Source organism: Micromonospora sp. NPDC051543 (assembly GCF_044454415.1).
In the GTDB taxonomy this organism is placed as follows: Bacteria; Actinomycetota; Actinomycetes; order Mycobacteriales; family Micromonosporaceae; genus Micromonospora.
The window spans coordinates 275,596-290,985 of sequence record NZ_JBITDT010000010.1 but is presented as its reverse complement, the minus strand read 5'-3'; the positions used below and the strand labels follow the sequence as shown (position 1 = coordinate 290,985).

General features: G+C 70.6%; 13 protein-coding genes. 5 read left to right on the top strand and 8 right to left on the bottom strand.

Annotated elements, in window-relative coordinates; translation table 11 throughout:
* The first annotated feature begins 105 nt into the window (after window positions 1-105).
* Complete coding sequence (locus tag ACIA3K_RS20490; RefSeq protein WP_396802890.1) at window positions 106-1,461, top strand: carbohydrate-binding protein; 1,356 nt, start codon at window positions 106-108, stop codon at window positions 1,459-1,461.
* A gap of 44 nt (window positions 1,462-1,505) precedes the next feature.
* Here ACIA3K_RS20490 and ACIA3K_RS20485 read toward each other — a convergent pair whose 3' ends face one another.
* Entirely contained in the window at window positions 1,506-2,213 is a 708-nt protein-coding gene (locus ACIA3K_RS20485) for a TMEM175 family protein (RefSeq protein WP_396802888.1), read from the bottom strand.
* Between the two features lie 106 nt (window positions 2,214-2,319).
* A complete protein-coding gene (locus ACIA3K_RS20480) occupies window positions 2,320-4,578 on the bottom strand; it encodes an ATP-binding protein (RefSeq protein ID WP_396802965.1) in 2,259 nt (752 codons plus the stop codon).
* Between the two features lie 177 nt (window positions 4,579-4,755).
* Here ACIA3K_RS20480 and ACIA3K_RS20475 point away from each other — a divergent pair, with 177 nt between their 5' ends.
* A complete protein-coding gene (locus ACIA3K_RS20475; RefSeq protein ID WP_396802887.1) occupies window positions 4,756-5,358 on the top strand; it encodes a hypothetical protein in 603 nt (200 codons plus the stop codon).
* A gap of 141 nt (window positions 5,359-5,499) precedes the next feature.
* Window positions 5,500-6,765: a prolyl oligopeptidase family serine peptidase gene (locus ACIA3K_RS20470; RefSeq protein ID WP_396802885.1), complete on the top strand. Its 1,266-nt coding sequence runs from the start codon at window positions 5,500-5,502 to the stop codon at window positions 6,763-6,765.
* 15 nt (window positions 6,766-6,780) lie between these two features.
* Here ACIA3K_RS20470 and ACIA3K_RS20465 read toward each other — a convergent pair whose 3' ends face one another.
* On the bottom strand, window positions 6,781-7,968 hold the full coding sequence (locus ACIA3K_RS20465) for an amidohydrolase family protein (RefSeq protein WP_396802883.1): 1,188 nt from the start codon (window positions 7,966-7,968) through the stop codon (window positions 6,781-6,783).
* Window positions 7,969-8,378: 410 nt separating this feature from the next.
* On the opposite strand from ACIA3K_RS20465, the gene ACIA3K_RS20460 reads away from it, so the two are divergent.
* Window positions 8,379-9,803, top strand: coding sequence for an APC family permease (locus tag ACIA3K_RS20460; RefSeq protein ID WP_396802881.1), 1,425 nt, complete (start codon window positions 8,379-8,381; stop codon window positions 9,801-9,803).
* Between the two features lie 63 nt (window positions 9,804-9,866).
* On the opposite strand, the gene ACIA3K_RS20455 is transcribed toward ACIA3K_RS20460, so the two are convergent.
* Window positions 9,867-10,694: a hypothetical protein gene (locus tag ACIA3K_RS20455; protein ID WP_396802879.1), complete on the bottom strand. Its 828-nt coding sequence runs from the start codon at window positions 10,692-10,694 to the stop codon at window positions 9,867-9,869.
* Between the two features lie 456 nt (window positions 10,695-11,150).
* Between ACIA3K_RS20455 and ACIA3K_RS20450 the strand changes: the two genes are divergently transcribed.
* The gene (locus tag ACIA3K_RS20450) at window positions 11,151-12,239 is read left to right on the top strand and encodes an aminotransferase class V-fold PLP-dependent enzyme (RefSeq protein ID WP_396802877.1); all 1,089 of its coding nucleotides are present in this window, start codon (window positions 11,151-11,153) and stop codon (window positions 12,237-12,239) included.
* A 61-nt stretch (window positions 12,240-12,300) separates the two neighbouring features.
* Here the strand turns inward: ACIA3K_RS20450 and ACIA3K_RS20445 are convergent, their stop codons facing one another.
* The 4 genes from ACIA3K_RS20445 to ACIA3K_RS20430 all read right to left on the bottom strand — a co-directional run bounded on the left by ACIA3K_RS20445 (window position 12,301) and on the right by ACIA3K_RS20430 (window position 15,352).
* Window positions 12,301-13,215, bottom strand: a complete 915-nt coding sequence (locus ACIA3K_RS20445) for a serine hydrolase (protein ID WP_396802876.1) — start codon at window positions 13,213-13,215, stop codon at window positions 12,301-12,303.
* Window positions 13,208-13,885, bottom strand: coding sequence for a hypothetical protein (locus ACIA3K_RS20440; RefSeq protein ID WP_396802875.1), 678 nt, complete (start codon window positions 13,883-13,885; stop codon window positions 13,208-13,210). Before ACIA3K_RS20440 ends, ACIA3K_RS20445 begins: the two co-directional genes overlap by 8 nt.
* A 104-nt stretch (window positions 13,886-13,989) precedes the next feature.
* On the bottom strand, window positions 13,990-14,490 hold the full coding sequence (locus ACIA3K_RS20435) for a SigE family RNA polymerase sigma factor (protein WP_396802873.1): 501 nt from the start codon (window positions 14,488-14,490) through the stop codon (window positions 13,990-13,992).
* On the bottom strand, window positions 14,483-15,352 hold the full coding sequence (locus ACIA3K_RS20430; protein ID WP_396802871.1) for a hypothetical protein: 870 nt from the start codon (window positions 15,350-15,352) through the stop codon (window positions 14,483-14,485). Before ACIA3K_RS20430 ends, ACIA3K_RS20435 begins: the two co-directional genes overlap by 8 nt.
* Between the last annotated feature and the right edge of the window lie 38 nt (window positions 15,353-15,390).

Here is a 15,390-nt window from a genome sequence, read left to right as displayed (position 1 = left end):
GACGGTCCAGCATTCCGCGAGCTATCTGTAAACAACCCTTGATATTAAAGGTCACGGACGTCAATATGTGGAGGTCACGGGTCGCCGAAGCCTGGGGAGTGAGCCATGAGAAGCCGTCGCATCGTCGCAGCGCTGGCCGGGGCGGCGATGTCCGTCGCGGCCGCCGTCGCCTTCGTCCCCAGCAGCATGGCCGCCGTCTCCTCGACCAACGCCGTCGCGCTGGTCGCCTGCACCGCACCCGCCTGGGCCGAGGGCACCACCTATCAGGTGGGCGCACAGGTCACCTACGGCGGTCGGCTCTACCAGGCTCTGGTCACCCACACCGCGTACGTCGGCGCCGGCTGGAACCCCGCTTCGACCCCGTCGCTCTGGCGTGACCTCGGGGCCTGCTCGGGAAGCACTCCCCCACCCACCACGCCACCGCCGACGACCGCGCCGCCCACCACGCCGCCACCGACCACCGCTCCCCCGACCACGGCTCCTCCCACCACGCCGCCGCCGACCGGCGGAACCTGCGCGGTGAAGTCCCGGCCGTCCGGCAAGGTGTTGCAGGGCTACTGGGAGAACTGGGACGGCGCGTCCAACGGCGTACACCCCGGGCTCGGCTGGATCCCGATCACTGACAGCCGGCTCCAACAGCACGGCTACAACGTGATCAACGCGGCGTTCCCGGTCATCCGCGCGGACGGCACGGTCCTCTGGGAGAACGGCATGGACGCCGGAGTGAAGGTGGCGACCCCCGCCGAGATGTGCCAGGCCAAGGCGTCCGGCGCCACGATCCTGATGTCGATCGGCGGTGCCGCCGCGGGCATCGACCTCAGCTCCGCCGCGGTCGCCGACCGGTTCATCGCGACGATCGTGCCGATCCTGACGACCTACCACTTCGACGGCATCGACATCGACATCGAGACCGGCCTCAGCGGCAGCGGCAACATCAACACCCTGTCGACGTCGCAGGCCAACCTGATCCGGATCATCGACGGCGTGCTGGCCCGAATGCCGTCGAACTTCGGCCTGACCATGGCGCCGGAGACCGCGTACGTCACCGGCGGCAGCGTGGTCTACGGCTCGATCTGGGGCTCGTACCTGCCGATCATCAAGAAGTACGTCGACAACGGCCGGCTCTGGTGGCTCAACATGCAGTACTACAACGGCAGCATGTACGGCTGCTCGGGCGACTCGTACCCGGCTGGCACCGTGCAGGGCTTCACGGTGCAGACGCAGTGCCTGAACAACGGCCTCACCATCCAGGGAACCACCATCCGGGTGCCGTACGACAAGCAGGTCCCCGGACTGCCCGCGCAGGTCGGGGCCGGCGGTGGCTACCTGTCGACGTCGTTGGTCACGCAGGCCTGGAACTCCGTGCCCGGCCTCAAGGGCCTGATGACCTGGTCGGCGAACTGGGACGGCTCGAAGGGGTGGACCTTCGGCGACAACGTCAAGCGTCTCCAGGGTCGCTGAGGCGCCCGCGCCGGACCGCCCCGAGGCCTACGACAGGACCGGCTTCAGGGCGGGCCGTTCGCGGCTTGCGCCCGGGTACGTCTGATGCTTTCGATCTCACCGTTGATCGGTAGCCAGTAGAAGGGAATGAACGCCGCGACCGCGATCAGGCCGGCGATCGGGTGAACGACGCACAGGGCGGTTCCGACGGCGATCCAGATGGGGGCCGCCCGGAAACGCCTGCTGATCGCTCGGGCGGTGGCCTCGTCGGTGGTGGACGTCAACAGGCGGTGACCGCTCCTGGCGTACTCCCAGATGACGTTGAAGAGGATGGCGGCGGCCCCGTAGACGATGCCGTAGAAGACGAGCGCGGACCGCGTGCCGGGACCCTCCTCGAAGGCGCGGGCCAGCACCGACGAGACGAACGGCAGGAACGCGATCACCATCAGCAGCAGGGTGTTCAGCAGTAGCAGCAGGCGGTCGGCGGAGCGGATGTGATCGAACATGACGTGGTGGTTCACCCAGATCTGGCCGAGCAGCAGAAAGGTGACGCCGTACGCCAGGTAGGACGGCCACAGGTCGAGCAGCCCACGCATGAGGTGTTCGGTGTCCTGCGGCGGCCGGATCTCCAGAACGAGGAGGGTGATGGCGATCGCCGTGACGGCGTCGCTGAAGGTGACCACCCGGCTCGGGTCGCGTTCCGCCCCGAACGGCTTTCGGGATCTGGTCGTCCCGTTCGAGGTGGCGCCGCGGGACGCCCGGATCCTACGCATCAGCCTCCCCCACCCGTCCCCGACTGCCGCCGGAGCGCTGCCGGGAATCCCCGCCGCGCAAGGAGCTAAACCGGCACCCGCACCATCGTCCGGTCGTCGCGGACGCTCACCGTGCCCGCAACCTGGCGCGGACGGCTTCGGCGTCCGGGTGGTCCAGGGCCGTGAAGATGTCCAGTGCCCGCTGCCAGTCCACTCGGGCGGCGGCGTGGTCGCCGAGTGCGAGGCGCGTGTCGCCCAGCCGGCTGAGGGTGTCCGCCTCGCCCCAGAGGTCGCCGAGATCCCGGGTCATGTCGAGCGTGCGCTCGTAACACTCCACGGCCCGGTCGTACTGGCCGAGGTGGTGGTGTGCGTAGCCCAGGCTGTCCCAGGTCGCGGCCTCGCCCGCCCGGTCGTCGAGCTGCTGGAGCAGGTCGAGCGCCTCCTCGCAGTAGGCCAACGCGGCGAGGTGTTCGCCGAGCTGGGCGTGGCACCAGCCGACGGCGTTGAGCGCGTCGGCCTGGGCCCTACGGTGACCGGCGGCCCGGGCGAGGACGAGGGTCCGCTTCGAGTGCTCGAGGGCCCTGCGGTGCTCGCCCTGACGGTCCCAGAGCGAGGCGAGGTTCTGGTGCGTACGCGCCTCGCCCTCGGTATCACCGCTGGCGACGTACAGGTCGAGGGCGCGTTCGAGATGACGGTGGGCGTCGGCGTACCGGTTGACCACGGTGTGCGCGCCGGCGAGGAAGCGGTGCGCGACCGCCTGGGCGACCGGGTCGCCAAGACGTTCGGCGGCGAGCAGGGCCGCCCGACAGGTCTCGACGCGATCGTGCCAGTGCCCCTGCCGGTCCAGAAACGTGTCGAGGGCCCGCCCCAACCGCCAGGTGTGAGCGTGTTGGCCGGCGTTCGCGGCGAGGCGGAGCACGGCGAGCAGCACGGGATGTTCGGCGATCAACCACTGCAACGCCTCCGCGTGGGAAGTGGGCCGTTCCGGGAGCACACCGGCCGCCGCCGGGGCCATGAGGTGGTCTACCGGGTCGCTGTGCGGGCGCAGCAGGGTGTCGGCGGCGTGGGTGGTGTGGGTGTAGTGGTCGAGGAGCCGGATCGTGGCGGCCCTGCGGTCGGGCACGGAGTCGGTGCCGTCGCTGAGTTCGGCCGCGTACGCGCGCAGGAGGTCGTGCGCGGTGAACCGGCCGGGCCGGTACTCGGCCAGCAGGTTCGCGCGGGTCAGTTCGGTCAGCAGCCGGCGGGTGTCCCCTACCGGCCGACCGGCCAGGCTCGCCGCGGCGGCCACCGTGATGTCCGGGCCGGGGTGCAGGCCCACCAGCCGGAACAGCCCGGCAGCCGGCACGCTGAGCGCCGTGTACGACCAGGAGAACACCGCCCGCACCTCGCCGACCGCGTCACCCGCGTCGAGTACGCCGAAGCGCTGACCGGCCGTGCCCAACTCGGCCGCGAGGGTGGCCAGCGGAAAACCGGACTGCTGGGCCCGGGCGGCGGCGATGCTCAACGCCAGCGGCAGCCGGACGCACGCGGTGATGATCGCCTCGGCGGCTTCCGGCTCGGCGGCCACCCGTTCCGCGCCGAGCCGATTGGTGAGCAGGTGAGCGGCCGCGTCGCGGCTGAGCAGGCCGAGCGGGAGCGGATGCGCGCCGTCCAGGCTGACCAGCGAGGTGAGCTGGCTGCGGCTGGTCACCAGCACCATGGTGGTGGGCGTGCCGGGCAGCAGCGGGCGGACCTGTTCGGCGTCCCGGGCGTTGTCCAGCACGATGACGATCCGTTTGCCGGCCAGCGCGCTGCGGTACAGGGCGGCCTGGGCGTCGAGGTCGGCGGGCACCCGGGTGGCCGGAACGCCGAGCGCGTCCAGGAAGCCGTGCAGCGCCTTCTCCGGGCTCACCGCCTGCCCGCGCGGGTCGAAGCCGCGCAGGTTGACGTAGAGCTGACCGTCGTCGAAGCGGTCGGCGACGCGATGCGCCCAGTGCACGGCCAGGGCGGTCTTGCCCACGCCGGCGGTACCCGAGATCGCGGCCACCACGACGGCGGTGGGCGCGGCGGCGAGCTTGTCGAGGAGGGCCACCTCGTCGTCGCGGCCGGCGAGGCTGGCCACGTCCGCGGGCAGTTGCCGGGGTACCAGACGGCCGGGCGTACGCGGCGCGCGGCGGCGGCTCTCCTCGATGCGGTCCCGGGCGGTGGCCAGCGCTCCCTGCTCGGCCGGTGTGGCGCCGAGGAGCCGGACCAGGGCGTCGAGCCGATCGGTGGGCGGCAGCGTCTTCCCGGTGAGGTATTCCGCGATGGCGGTGTGCGACCAGCCGGTGCGGGCGGCCAGCTCTCGATAGGTCAGCTCGCCGTCGCCCCGTTGGCGTGCGTGCCTGCGGCGCAACGCCCGCAACAGGCCGGCGAGGTCGTCGGACGTCTGCGCCCCCGCGGCATCCAGTGCCTGCCCCCAACAGTCGACAATAGACGTTCGTCATTGTACGGCGGTGTACGGAATTCCGGCCAGAGCCCGATCGGATCCGCGATCCTGCTCGTGCGCAGAGCACAGCGCACCGATCCGATCGATGGAGGTCATGTGTCCGTACATCTCAAGCCTCTGGTTCTGGCCCTGACCCTGCTTGCGGCGACGCTCGCCGTTCCGGCGGCGGCCGCGTCGGCGGCGACCCCCGACACGGCCATCTGCACGACGAAGACGGCCTGCGCCGACGGCGGTCTCGCCGTGGCGTCGACGCACCGGGCGGCCCGCGCCATCGGCGGCGTCGGCACCAACGTCATCCCGGTTCCCCCGCCGGCCGCCTTCCCGCCGGGCACCCCCTGCTATCGCGAGGAGGTCTCCGAGCAGGTCTACGAGACCGCCACCTACACCACCATCTACGAGCTGTACTTCCAGGCCAGCGTCTGCCTGTTCGCCAAGGAGATCGTGCTGTACAACCTGGACACCTCGCTCTCCTTCCCCAACGACGTGCAGGACCCGCGACTGACCTCGATGCAGTTCGTGACGCGGGACGAGGTGCACGCCTACAGCCCGACCGAGAAGGACGGGTACTCCGAGCTGTGGGTGACCTTCTGCACGAACCCGGCGCAGCCGAACACCTGCCAGCGGTACCTGCACCGACTGGGGCTGATCTTCACCCAGGCCTGGGTCTACCCGTTCTCCGTGTTCGAGCGTCTGAGCTGACCGTCCGTCCGTGACCGATCAGGGCGCCCGCCGGACTTCCCGGCCGCGGGCGTCCTGGCCGCGCGTCCGCATCGGTTGCCGATGGATTTCCACGCCGTTACGGTGGGGTGCCATCGACGTTTGTCTACAAACGGGGGCCGCATGTCCACGCCTGTCACTCGCCGTACCGTGCTGGCCGGTGGGGCCGGCGCCGCTCTCGGTCTCACCCTGCCGGGGGCCGCCCAGGCCGACGACCGGCACCACGAGGCCGGCGTGGGCTTCACCCTCGACGCCCGGACTCTCGATGGTGGCGAGCAGGTCACCTCGGTCACCCTCGACACCCGTCGGCTCGGCCCGATCGATCCGGCGGGGCTCACCCCGGACACGTTCACCGTGCACGCCAAGGCCACCAGCCCGCTCCCGATCGCTCCCGGCGATCTGATCTTCAGCGAGTACGACCTGAACCGCACGGTGACCGCGGCCCGGCTCGACCGGCACGGGAACATCGTCCTGGAGCTGAGCCACGCCGAGGGTCAACCCGGCGGTGGCACCCTCGGCTACATCCTGAGCAAGGGTCGCAACGTCCGGCTGGATCTCGGCTACACCATCACGCAGAACACGCCGCTCGCGCGCCGCCACGGCGCCCCCCTCACCATCACGCGCTTCGTGCAGGGGCGACTGTCGAACCCCGAGGTGGACGCCTTCACCCACCATGCTTCGGCGTCGGGTCTGAAGTACCGGCTGTACTCCCCGCAGCGGGCGCGCCACCACGGACGACGGCCGCTGATCCTCTGGCTGCACGGCGCCGGCGAGGGCGCCTCCCTCCCCGACGACTACTACGACAACGAGACCACGCTGCGCGCCAACCGCGGCGCGCTGGGTTTCGCCACCCCGGAGGCCCAACGGATCTTCTCCGGCGCGTACGTCGTGGCCCCGCAGAGCACCTCCTACTGGATGGAGGACGGGCCCCGGTTCGCACCGCTGATCCGCGAGATCGTCCAGGATCTCGTCCGTCGCGAGCGCGTCGACCCCGACCGGATCTACGTGGTCGGTTGCAGCAACGGCGGCTACATGTCCCTGGAGATGACCGTCACGTATCCCGACCTGTTCGCCGCGTCGGTGCCGATCTGCGGCGTCGTCGAGCCGCTCGGCGGGGAGGGCCCGCCGCTGGTCACGGACGCGGAGCTGGCGGCGATCCGGACGCCGACCTGGCTGGTCACCTCGCTCGACGACGACACCGTGCCGCCGGAGACCAACACGATCCACGCGCACGACCTCATCCGAGGATCGCTGGTCACCCTGTACGACCACGTCGTCTGGAACGGCTACCAGTTCCCCGGTCACTGGTCCTGGATCTACGTGGCCCGCAACGACCCCAGCCAGCACGGCACCCACATCTGGCAGTGGATGGCCCGCCGTCGTCGGTGATCTACCCCGCGCAGGTCAGCCCACCTGAACACCTGCGCGGTACACGGCGAGCGGGTGGCGCAGCACCCCGATGTCGCTCGTCGGGTCACCGTCGACGATCAACAGGTCGGCCTCGAATCCGGGCCGGACGCGGCCCTTACCGCCGCCCACGCCACACGCCTTCGCGCCGACCGCGGTGGCCGCGGCGAGGGCGGCGGTGGCGGGAATGCCGCAGGCCACGTACTCGACGAGTGTCTCCGGCAGGATCCCGTGCGGTTTCGCGGGGCCAAGGCCGGCGTCCGAACCGGCCACCAGACGGACCCCGGCCCGGTGGAGGTTGGCGGCGCCGGCACGTAGCGCGGCGGCGCTGAGGCCGGCCCGCTCCGCCATCGCCACCACCTCCGGCGGGGTGACCACGGCCGGATCGGTGCCGAGCGTGGCGCAGACCGCTGGTCCGGACGCGGCCAGGCGGTCCGCGAGTTCGTCGGGGACGCGGGCCCCGGCCGGGGTCACGCAGGTGCAGTGTTCGATGCCGTCAACTCCGACGCGCAGCGCCTGCTCGACCGCGCCAAGGGCGTGCGCGTGCGCGGTCACCGGCAGGTCCAGGTCGTGCGCCTGGGCGACGGCGGCGGTCATCTCCTGATCGCTGAACTGCAGCGCACTGGTGTCCGTGCCAGGGGTGAAGACACCGCCGCTGGCCATTATCTTGATCAGGTCCGCGCCGGCCGCCGCCCGCAGCCGCACGGCCTCGCGCACACCGTCGACACCGCTCGCCTCGCCCCCCAGCGCCCAGCAGTGTCCGCCAACGCTGGTGATGGGCGTACCCGACGCCACCACCGTCGGCAGGTCGTCGCGTACTCCCCGCGCCCGCCAGCGGAGCACCGCGTCGCGTCGGTCGCCCAGGTCCCGTACCGTCGTCACGCCGGCCGCCAGGTGCGCGCGCAGCGACGCCTCGATGACCGCGTCGAGATCCGGCTCGGCGCGCTCGGCGAGTCGACCGAGCGCGTCCGGCCCGGCGTCGGCGCACAGGTGCACGTGTGCGTCGACCAGACCAGGCAACAGTGTCCCGTCTTGCGCCTCGCGTACCGGCCAGCCCGCCGGCGCGTCGATCCAGCCCTGGCGCACATCGGCGATGCGCCCATCCTCGATGAGGACCAGCACCCCACCATCGGTGAGCCGCTCGCCGTCGAACATCCGGGCAGCCCGGACAGCCTGCTTCGTCATCGTCACCCCATCCGCACGACCGCGGCCATCACCCCCGCCGCGGTGTCTCGTGTCCTCCGGCGAACCACCGGCCGTGACCCGACCATCGCACCGGTGGCGGGTGTCCAGCCTCCCTCGGCGGGGTGATCCTTCCTCCCTCTTCCGAGGCGGCCAACGATCATCACGGCCAACGTCCACACAGGACGCGAGCGGCGTCGTGCCGAATCACCGTAGCGCTTCCCAGGGCGCTCAAATTCTGCGACCCGCTGCTCCCAGTAACGGCGAGATCACCTGTAAGGTCATCGAGTCCCGTCCCTGACCTATCGCCTAGAACCTGGGGAGGTTCAGTTATGGTCACGCCTTCGGTGACCCCCCTGACGGTGTCCGCCGAGCGGGGACTGGCACGCAAAACTCTGCGAACGAGTTCTCTGGTGACGTTCGGCGCGACCGCGTCGTCTCCCATGGCCGTCCTCGTCGGCGGTATCGTCGCCACCTATGCGGCGACCGGCAATACCGGTGTGGCCTCCAGTTTCCTGCTCCTGACGATCGTGATGCTCCTGTGGGCTCCGGGGTACATCGCCATCGCCCGTTACGTGCAGCCCAGTGGAATCTTCTACACCGCCCTCGCCGCCGGCCTGTCCCGGCTCGTCGGGGTCGCGGGCGCGCCGGTCGTGCTCCTGGCCTACAACACCATTCAGATCTCGCTGTACGGGCTGCTCGGTTCGGTGATCAGCGGGCTGGTCGGCGGACCGTGGTGGGCCGGCGCGCTCCTCGCGTGGGCCATCGTCGCGGCGTTCGGTCTGCAACGCACCGGCGTCAGCACCGCGATGTTCGGCACCATCCTGATCGTCGAGATCACGCTGCTGCTGGTGTTCGTGCTGGTCGGCCTGGCCCACCCGGCGGGCGGTCAACTGACCTTCGCGGCGTTGAACCCGGCGCAGCTGTTCGACACCGGGGTGGTGGCCGGACTCGCGGTCCTTCCGCTCGGCTTCGCGGCGTTCTTCGGCACCGAGACCATCGCCGCGTACGGTGCGGAGGCGCGCACCCCACGGGCGGTGTCGCGCAGCATCATCTACGTGATCCTCGGTCTGGGCCTGCTCTACGCGCTCTGTGCGTGGGCGATGGTGGCAACCGTGGGCGCCGACCGGGTCGTCGACCTGGCCCGCGACCCGGCGGCGCCGCTGCCGTTCGAGGTCTTCTCGGGCTCCCGCGCCGGTAGCGCCGGCGTGCTGCTGGTGGCACTGGGTGGCCTGCTGCTGGTCAGCAGCGTCCTCGCGGCGATGATCAGCTTCCACAACAGCGTGGCGAGATACCTGTTCGCGCTCGGCAAGGACCGGCTGTTGCCCGCTCGCCTGGCGGCCATCCGCGAGGGTGGGTCGGGCGCGCCGCTGGGCGGCTCGATCACCCAGTCGATCACCGCTCTGATCGTCATCCTGCTGTTCGTGGTGAGCGGCGCCGAGGCGTTGACCATGTTCACCTGGCTGAGCAACATCGCCGCGGTCAGCCTGATGCTCTTGATGACGGTGAGTTCACTCGCCACGGTCCGCTACTTCGCCCGTGGCGGCGGACGTAGCGAGTCGCTCTGGGCACGGGCGATCGCTCCCACCCTCGGTGGTATCGCGATCGCGGTGATCCTGCTGGTCACGCTGGTCAACATCAGCGCCGCGCTCGGCACGCCACCCGGTTCCCACACCGCCTGGCTGGTGCCCGGAACGGTCGGCGTCTTCGTCGTCATCGGCGTGCTGTGGGCGATCAGCGTTCGGGCCCGCCGGCCGGACCTGCTCACCGGCATCGGGGAACGGGAGACCAACCCGACGCGGCAGGTCGACGAGGACCTGGGTCACCTCACGCTCTGAGTCGTGTCCACAGATCGAGGCAGGCGGCGCCGCCGAAGCGGCGCCGCCTGCTTTTTCGTGTGGCTACGTCGTGCCCCTGGTCGGGCTGATCCGCTGCGCGCCGAGGTGCACCAGCGTCGCCAGCTGGGCGATCCCCGTCCAGATCGGAGCATCGCCCGAGTAGCTCTGCAACGGTCGCCACGACTCGTAGAGCGGCGTCGTGGACTGGATCAGCGGTCTCTCCCAGGGATCCGTGGGCCGGTCGACGACGATCCGCGTCTCTTCGGGATCCATCATCTGGATGTAGAAGCGACCGGGAATGCGATCCTCACCCTCCACCCGGCGCATCGTCTGCTCCCAGGTGCCGAGCGGACCGTCGAGCGAGCTGACCGCGAGCCCGATGAACGTCGACTCGGCGGTGATCCGCTCGTCGACCCGGTTGCACATCTGCGGGGGCTGACGCGGATCCAGACCACCGTTGTCGAGGTAGTGCCGCGCCGTCTGCGCGAGGTCGTACAGCAGCCTGGGCAGGTGCGAGACATCCTCGCCGGCCTTGTCGAGGCGCGTGGCCGCGCCCACCTCGAAGACCGACCGATCCGCCGTGGACCCGACGACCGGCACCGCGTAGAGGAAGGCGAAGCCGTAGGGGCACAGCGGGTTGCGCCGGCGCTGCGCCCACGCGTGCCGGCCGTGCATCGTGTTCATCAACCCGACCCGGCTCAACGCGGAGGATCGCAACGACGCCCAGATCCGCCGCGTCTCCGGATCGCTGACCGGGGGCGCGCTCGGCGACTCGCGCGTGGTCGGCGGCGGCTCCACCGGTGGCGGCGCGTACACGGACGGCGTGGGCTGCCAGGGGACCGGCGGCTGCTGCTCGACGGCGGGCGACGGCATCGCGGTCGTGGGCGCCACCCAACCGTGGCGTCCAACCGCCGGCGCCGGCTCCGGAGGAAGGGACGGCTGGCTGCCTGAGTGCTGGTCCCAGGGGACCGCTGCCGTCCTTCCGGCACCCGCCGCCGCTCTCCAATCGTCGGCGCTCCTCTCAAAAGGATTCGAGCGCGTTCCCGGCCTGTCGTACGCCACGGTGTCAGTCCCTCCAAAGACGTCGCCACAGCCTCTCATCGCACACACACCGCGATCAACCATTCACCGCCAGTCGGCTTGATCGCGATTCGGAGACGGTTGCCTGTACGTCGGCGTCATGGTCCACTCTTCGCTGAGTCGCCTATCAACGGAGAGCCCGTGACCTCCCCCACAAGCGTTCCCGACGACCTTTCCCTCACCGCTGAGATCGAGCAGTTACGAGCCGCTCTGTCAGCACGCAGGTCGATCGGCTTCCCGGCCGCAGTGGACATCGACTATGGACCCGTGACCTCCCTGTTCGGACTGTTGATCAACAATGTCGGCGACCCGGACACCGACCCCGACACCGGCCACACGAAGGCCTACGAGCGCAAGGTCATCGACTGGCACGCGAACCTCTTCGGCGCACCCGCCGACGATCGGTGGGGATATCTGACCAGTGGTGGCACGGAGGCCAACCAGGCGGCCATTCTGCTCGCCCGGGACCGGTTCGCCGGCGCGAGTCCCGTCCTCTACTACAGCCAGGCGACCCACGACTGGATCCGCAAGACCGCCAGCATGCTCAACCTCCCCGAGGTCGTCATCCGCACCGACGTCACCGGTGAGATCGACTACAACGATCTGCGGGGCGAGTTGGCCCGGCGCAGGGACCGGCCCGCCATCGTCGTGGCCAACGCCGGCACGACCGTGACCGAGGCGGTGGACGACCCGGCCCGCGTTCGTCGCGCCCTGTCCGAACTGGCGATCCGCAACGCACACCTGCACGTCGACGGAGCGCTCGCCGGTGTGCCGTTGGCCCTGCTGCCGGACCGGCCGGTGGCCATCGACCTCAGCGGCGTCGTCGACTCCGTGGCCATCTCCTGCCACAAGTTCTACGGGACCACCATCCCGGGCGGTCTGGTGGTGACCCGCCGCTCGCTGCAACGGGCAGCGCGGCGGATCTCCTACACCGCCACGACCGACAGCACCATCAGCGGCTCGCGCTGCGGCCAACTCGCCGTCCAGATGTGGTACGCGCTGCGACTGCTCGGCGAGGGCGGGCACCGTGAACGCGCCGAGCGCGCACGCGAAACGGCTCGTTTCGCCCACTCCCTGCTGGCCAGCGTCGGCTGGCCCGCCTGGCGCAACGTCCACGCCTTCACTGTCTACTTCACGACACCGCCACCGCCGATCTCCCGCCGCTACGGCCTGTCGAATGCCGACGGCGGCATCAGCCACCTGATCTGCATGCCGGGCGTCACCCGCCAACAGATCGAGGCGCTCGCGGCCGACATCGCGACCGTCCGGGGCACCGAGCAGCCCAGCCCGAGCCGTGGCGTCCGGCGACTCGTGCCGGTCGCGCACCTGCCCCTGGCGGCCGCCGACCGACCCTGATCGGCCGCCACCGCCCGCCAGCTAGCCGTGCGGCGGGACGCCCGGCGGGCGACGGCCCACCTTACGACGGGCCGTCGCCCGCAGTGGCGGCGCGCATCTCCTTGAGGACGAACGTTGCCGCCTTCTCCACCACGCCGACGCCCGCCTCCTGGCTGACGTGATGGTCGGAGAGCACCGCGATCAGCCAGTCGTGACGGGCCTCGACGATCCGTCCGATGCTGTTGACGAGCCAGCGACCGCCGTCGGCGTCCGCGGTGTCCCAGCCGTTCTTGACGTACACGGAATTGCCCGGCTCGCGCGCGGCGGTGACCCCCCACCGCTGCTCGGGGATCACCTTCTTCATGAGGCCCATGACGAAGGTGCGGTCCTGCGGCGTCAGCGGTCCCTTCGACGACGTCAGCGCCGTCAGCAGACGGATCTGGTCGGCGGCCGTGGTCGTGGTCGTCCCCCAGTGCTTGTTCGCCTTGGTCTCGCGCAGACCGAGTGTGCGGTTCGCGGCCATGAGGCCGCGCGAGCCGTCGATCTTCTGCCACAGGGCCACCGCGGCGTCGTTGTCACTGGACACGATCATGGCTTCGGCCAGCTGTCTGGTTGCTGAGCTCAGGGCCTTACCGGGCGGTGTCTGCCGCAGCAGCAGCGCCGCGAGAATATTGACCTTGACGATGCTGGCAGTCTCGAAGCGTGTGGCGCCGGCCGTCACCGCGGCCGTAGTCTGCCGATCCAGTGCCGCGACCGCGAGATGACCGTCGTACTTCTCGACGTAGGCCTCGATGCGTGCCCTCGCCGGTTTCAGCCGGTCGACGGCCGGCGTCGTCGGAACCGGACTGGCCGGCGAACGACCGGGCGACGCGCCAGCTCCGCCGCCGTCGCGAATGTGCGTCGTGCCGTAGGCGGCCGTCGCGACGCCGGCGAGAGACAGGGTGGCCGCGGAGACGACCCAGCGGCGTGGCAGCTTGCGACCTCCCCGCTCAGCCAAGACGGGCCACCGCCTTCGCCGCGATCGAATCCACCGCAGCCTGGTTGCCCAGGTCGGGCAGGCTGATAGTCGAGACCGTCTCGTCCCGTTTCACCATGACGAAGTACCTAGCGGTAGTTGGGGTGTCGGCATGTGCGATGCGGCCCCGGACGAGCAGACCGACACCGCCCAGATAGTGCGGGTCGATGATGTCGAACGAGACCCGTGATCCGTGCACCAGGTAGCTCGCGCATCGCTGGAGAACCGCACGGACGTCGTCGACATTCCGCTCGGCCCATCCGGGTTCGTACGTCTCCACGATGTGGTGGGCCGGCGACGAGCCGTCCGGCAGCCGGTAGTAGCGCTCCACGGCAGCCCGTCGGTGCGACTTCGCGGTGTAGTCGCTGCTCCGGTAGTCGGGGCAGTCGTCCTGCTCCCACGGCCAGGGTGGCAGCCCGGGCCGCGCGTCGTCCGCACGCCAACCCGCACCCAGGTCGCCCGCTCCCAGCAGCATGCTCAGGCCACTCCGCTCGACGTTCACGGTCGGTGGCTCCTCGGGGCCGTCACCCGGCCCCGACCGCTGACATCCCGCGACCAGCACCACCAACGCCGACAGGACCAGCGGCACGAGCAGGGCCCGCACCCGGACCCCGCCGCGAACCGGGCCCCGGCCGGTCCTGCTGCTCGACACGGACACCGAACCTCCCCCACACAGATGACTGCCATCGCAGGTCGCGGCGTCGCCGCGGGTGCGCCCTGGCACCCGCGTCGCCGCCACCGGACAAACCCGGCCGATCAATGCCGCTCCTCGGCGAACAGCTCGGAACGGGTCTCGCCGAGCAGCTCGCGCAGCCGGCTGAGGGACCGCATGCTCTGGCTCTTCACGACGGCCGTGGAGACGCCCACGACCTCGGCGGTCGTCTCCACGCTCAGGTCGTCCCAGTAGCGCAGGACGATGATCGCCCGGTCGCGCAGTGGCAGGGTGGCGACCGCGTCGAGCAACGTCATGCGCAGCTCAGCCGGATGTTCCTCGCCCTGGTCGGGCGGCGTCGACATCGCCAGCTCGGTGCTGGAGCGACGCCGCTGCTGATCGATCACGCAGCGCAGCAGCACCTTGCGGGCGTACGCGTAGGGGTCGTCGGCCCGTCGGACCCGCCCCCAGTTGGCGTACATCTTGGCCAACGCGGTCTGGGTGAGGTCCTGGGCGAGATGCCAGTCGCGGCACATCAGGAACGCGGCGTCGCGCAGGCGGCCCACGGCCGCCTGCGCGAATTCCACGAAGTCCTCGTCAGCCATTCGACCTGGCCAGGGTGGGGAACCTCTTGGCGCCGCTCCGGACGTAATCGGCCGGCAGTTTCGTCCCCCAGGTCGGGTCGGCAGCGATCGCGATTGCCTCGTCCACGGACAGAACGGCGGGCGCGGGCGAGTTCCCCTTGCCATTCCAGGCCAGACAGGTGGAGATCAGCACGTCGATCTGGAGGCCGTCCCGGTGATACACCGTGATCATCTTGTCCTGCACGCAGTTGCCAGGCACCTCGGTCAGCTCCACCGTCCCCGGGTCCGGATCGCCGCCGAGGTGGTCCTGGTAGACGGAGAGCCGCACCATGCCGGGCCCGTCGCCCCGATCCAGGAAGATCTGGACGTACGGCATGCCGGGGCCCGCCCCGCTGCTTCCCAAATTCGCCTGACCGCTGGTCTCGCCCTTGGGTAGCAGCCGCATCAACAACTCCAGGGCGCCCTGCGGTGTGGTCGTCAGCAACGGACCGTCCGGCCCCGCCCCGATCCGCACCGTGTCGATCACCGTGGTCGTGGGGGTCGGCGACGTGGCCGTCGTGGGCGCCTCGGCTGCGCCCTGCAGCAACCCGCCGCCCGGGCTCTGCGCCGGGGACGGCGTGGGGTCGGCGACCGACCCACCCGGCGAACCGAGGTCCCACTTTCCGGACCGACCGCCCTGGTCGGCACCGCCGGTGAGTGGCCCGGCCGCCAGGCCGATCACGAGCAGCACCGCCAACGCCGATCCACCCGCACCGAGCTGCGCCAGCCGACGCCGACGGCGCAGTCGTCGGCCCTGCACCACCGACTGCTCGACGAGGTCACCCAGCGGAGGGGGGACGTGTCGGGCCAATTCGTCCCTGAAACGCCCACGTACGTCCCCCACGTCCCTTACCCCTCCTTGGCCGACCGCCGGCCGTGACC

Bases quoted from the DNA above. Each gene is read 5' to 3' on its own strand.
- ACIA3K_RS20490 (WP_396802890.1), top strand. From the start codon at position 106: ATGAGAAGCCGTCGCATCGTCGCAGCGCTGGCCGGGGCGGCGATGTCC.
- ACIA3K_RS20485 (WP_396802888.1), bottom strand. From the start codon at position 2,213: ATGCGTAGGATCCGGGCGTCCCGCGGCGCCACCTCGAACGGGACGACC.
- ACIA3K_RS20470 (WP_396802885.1), top strand. From the start codon at position 5,500: ATGTCCACGCCTGTCACTCGCCGTACCGTGCTGGCCGGTGGGGCCGGC.
- ACIA3K_RS20465 (WP_396802883.1), bottom strand. From the start codon at position 7,968: ATGACGAAGCAGGCTGTCCGGGCTGCCCGGATGTTCGACGGCGAGCGG.
- ACIA3K_RS20435 (WP_396802873.1), bottom strand. From the start codon at position 14,490: ATGGCTGACGAGGACTTCGTGGAATTCGCGCAGGCGGCCGTGGGCCGC.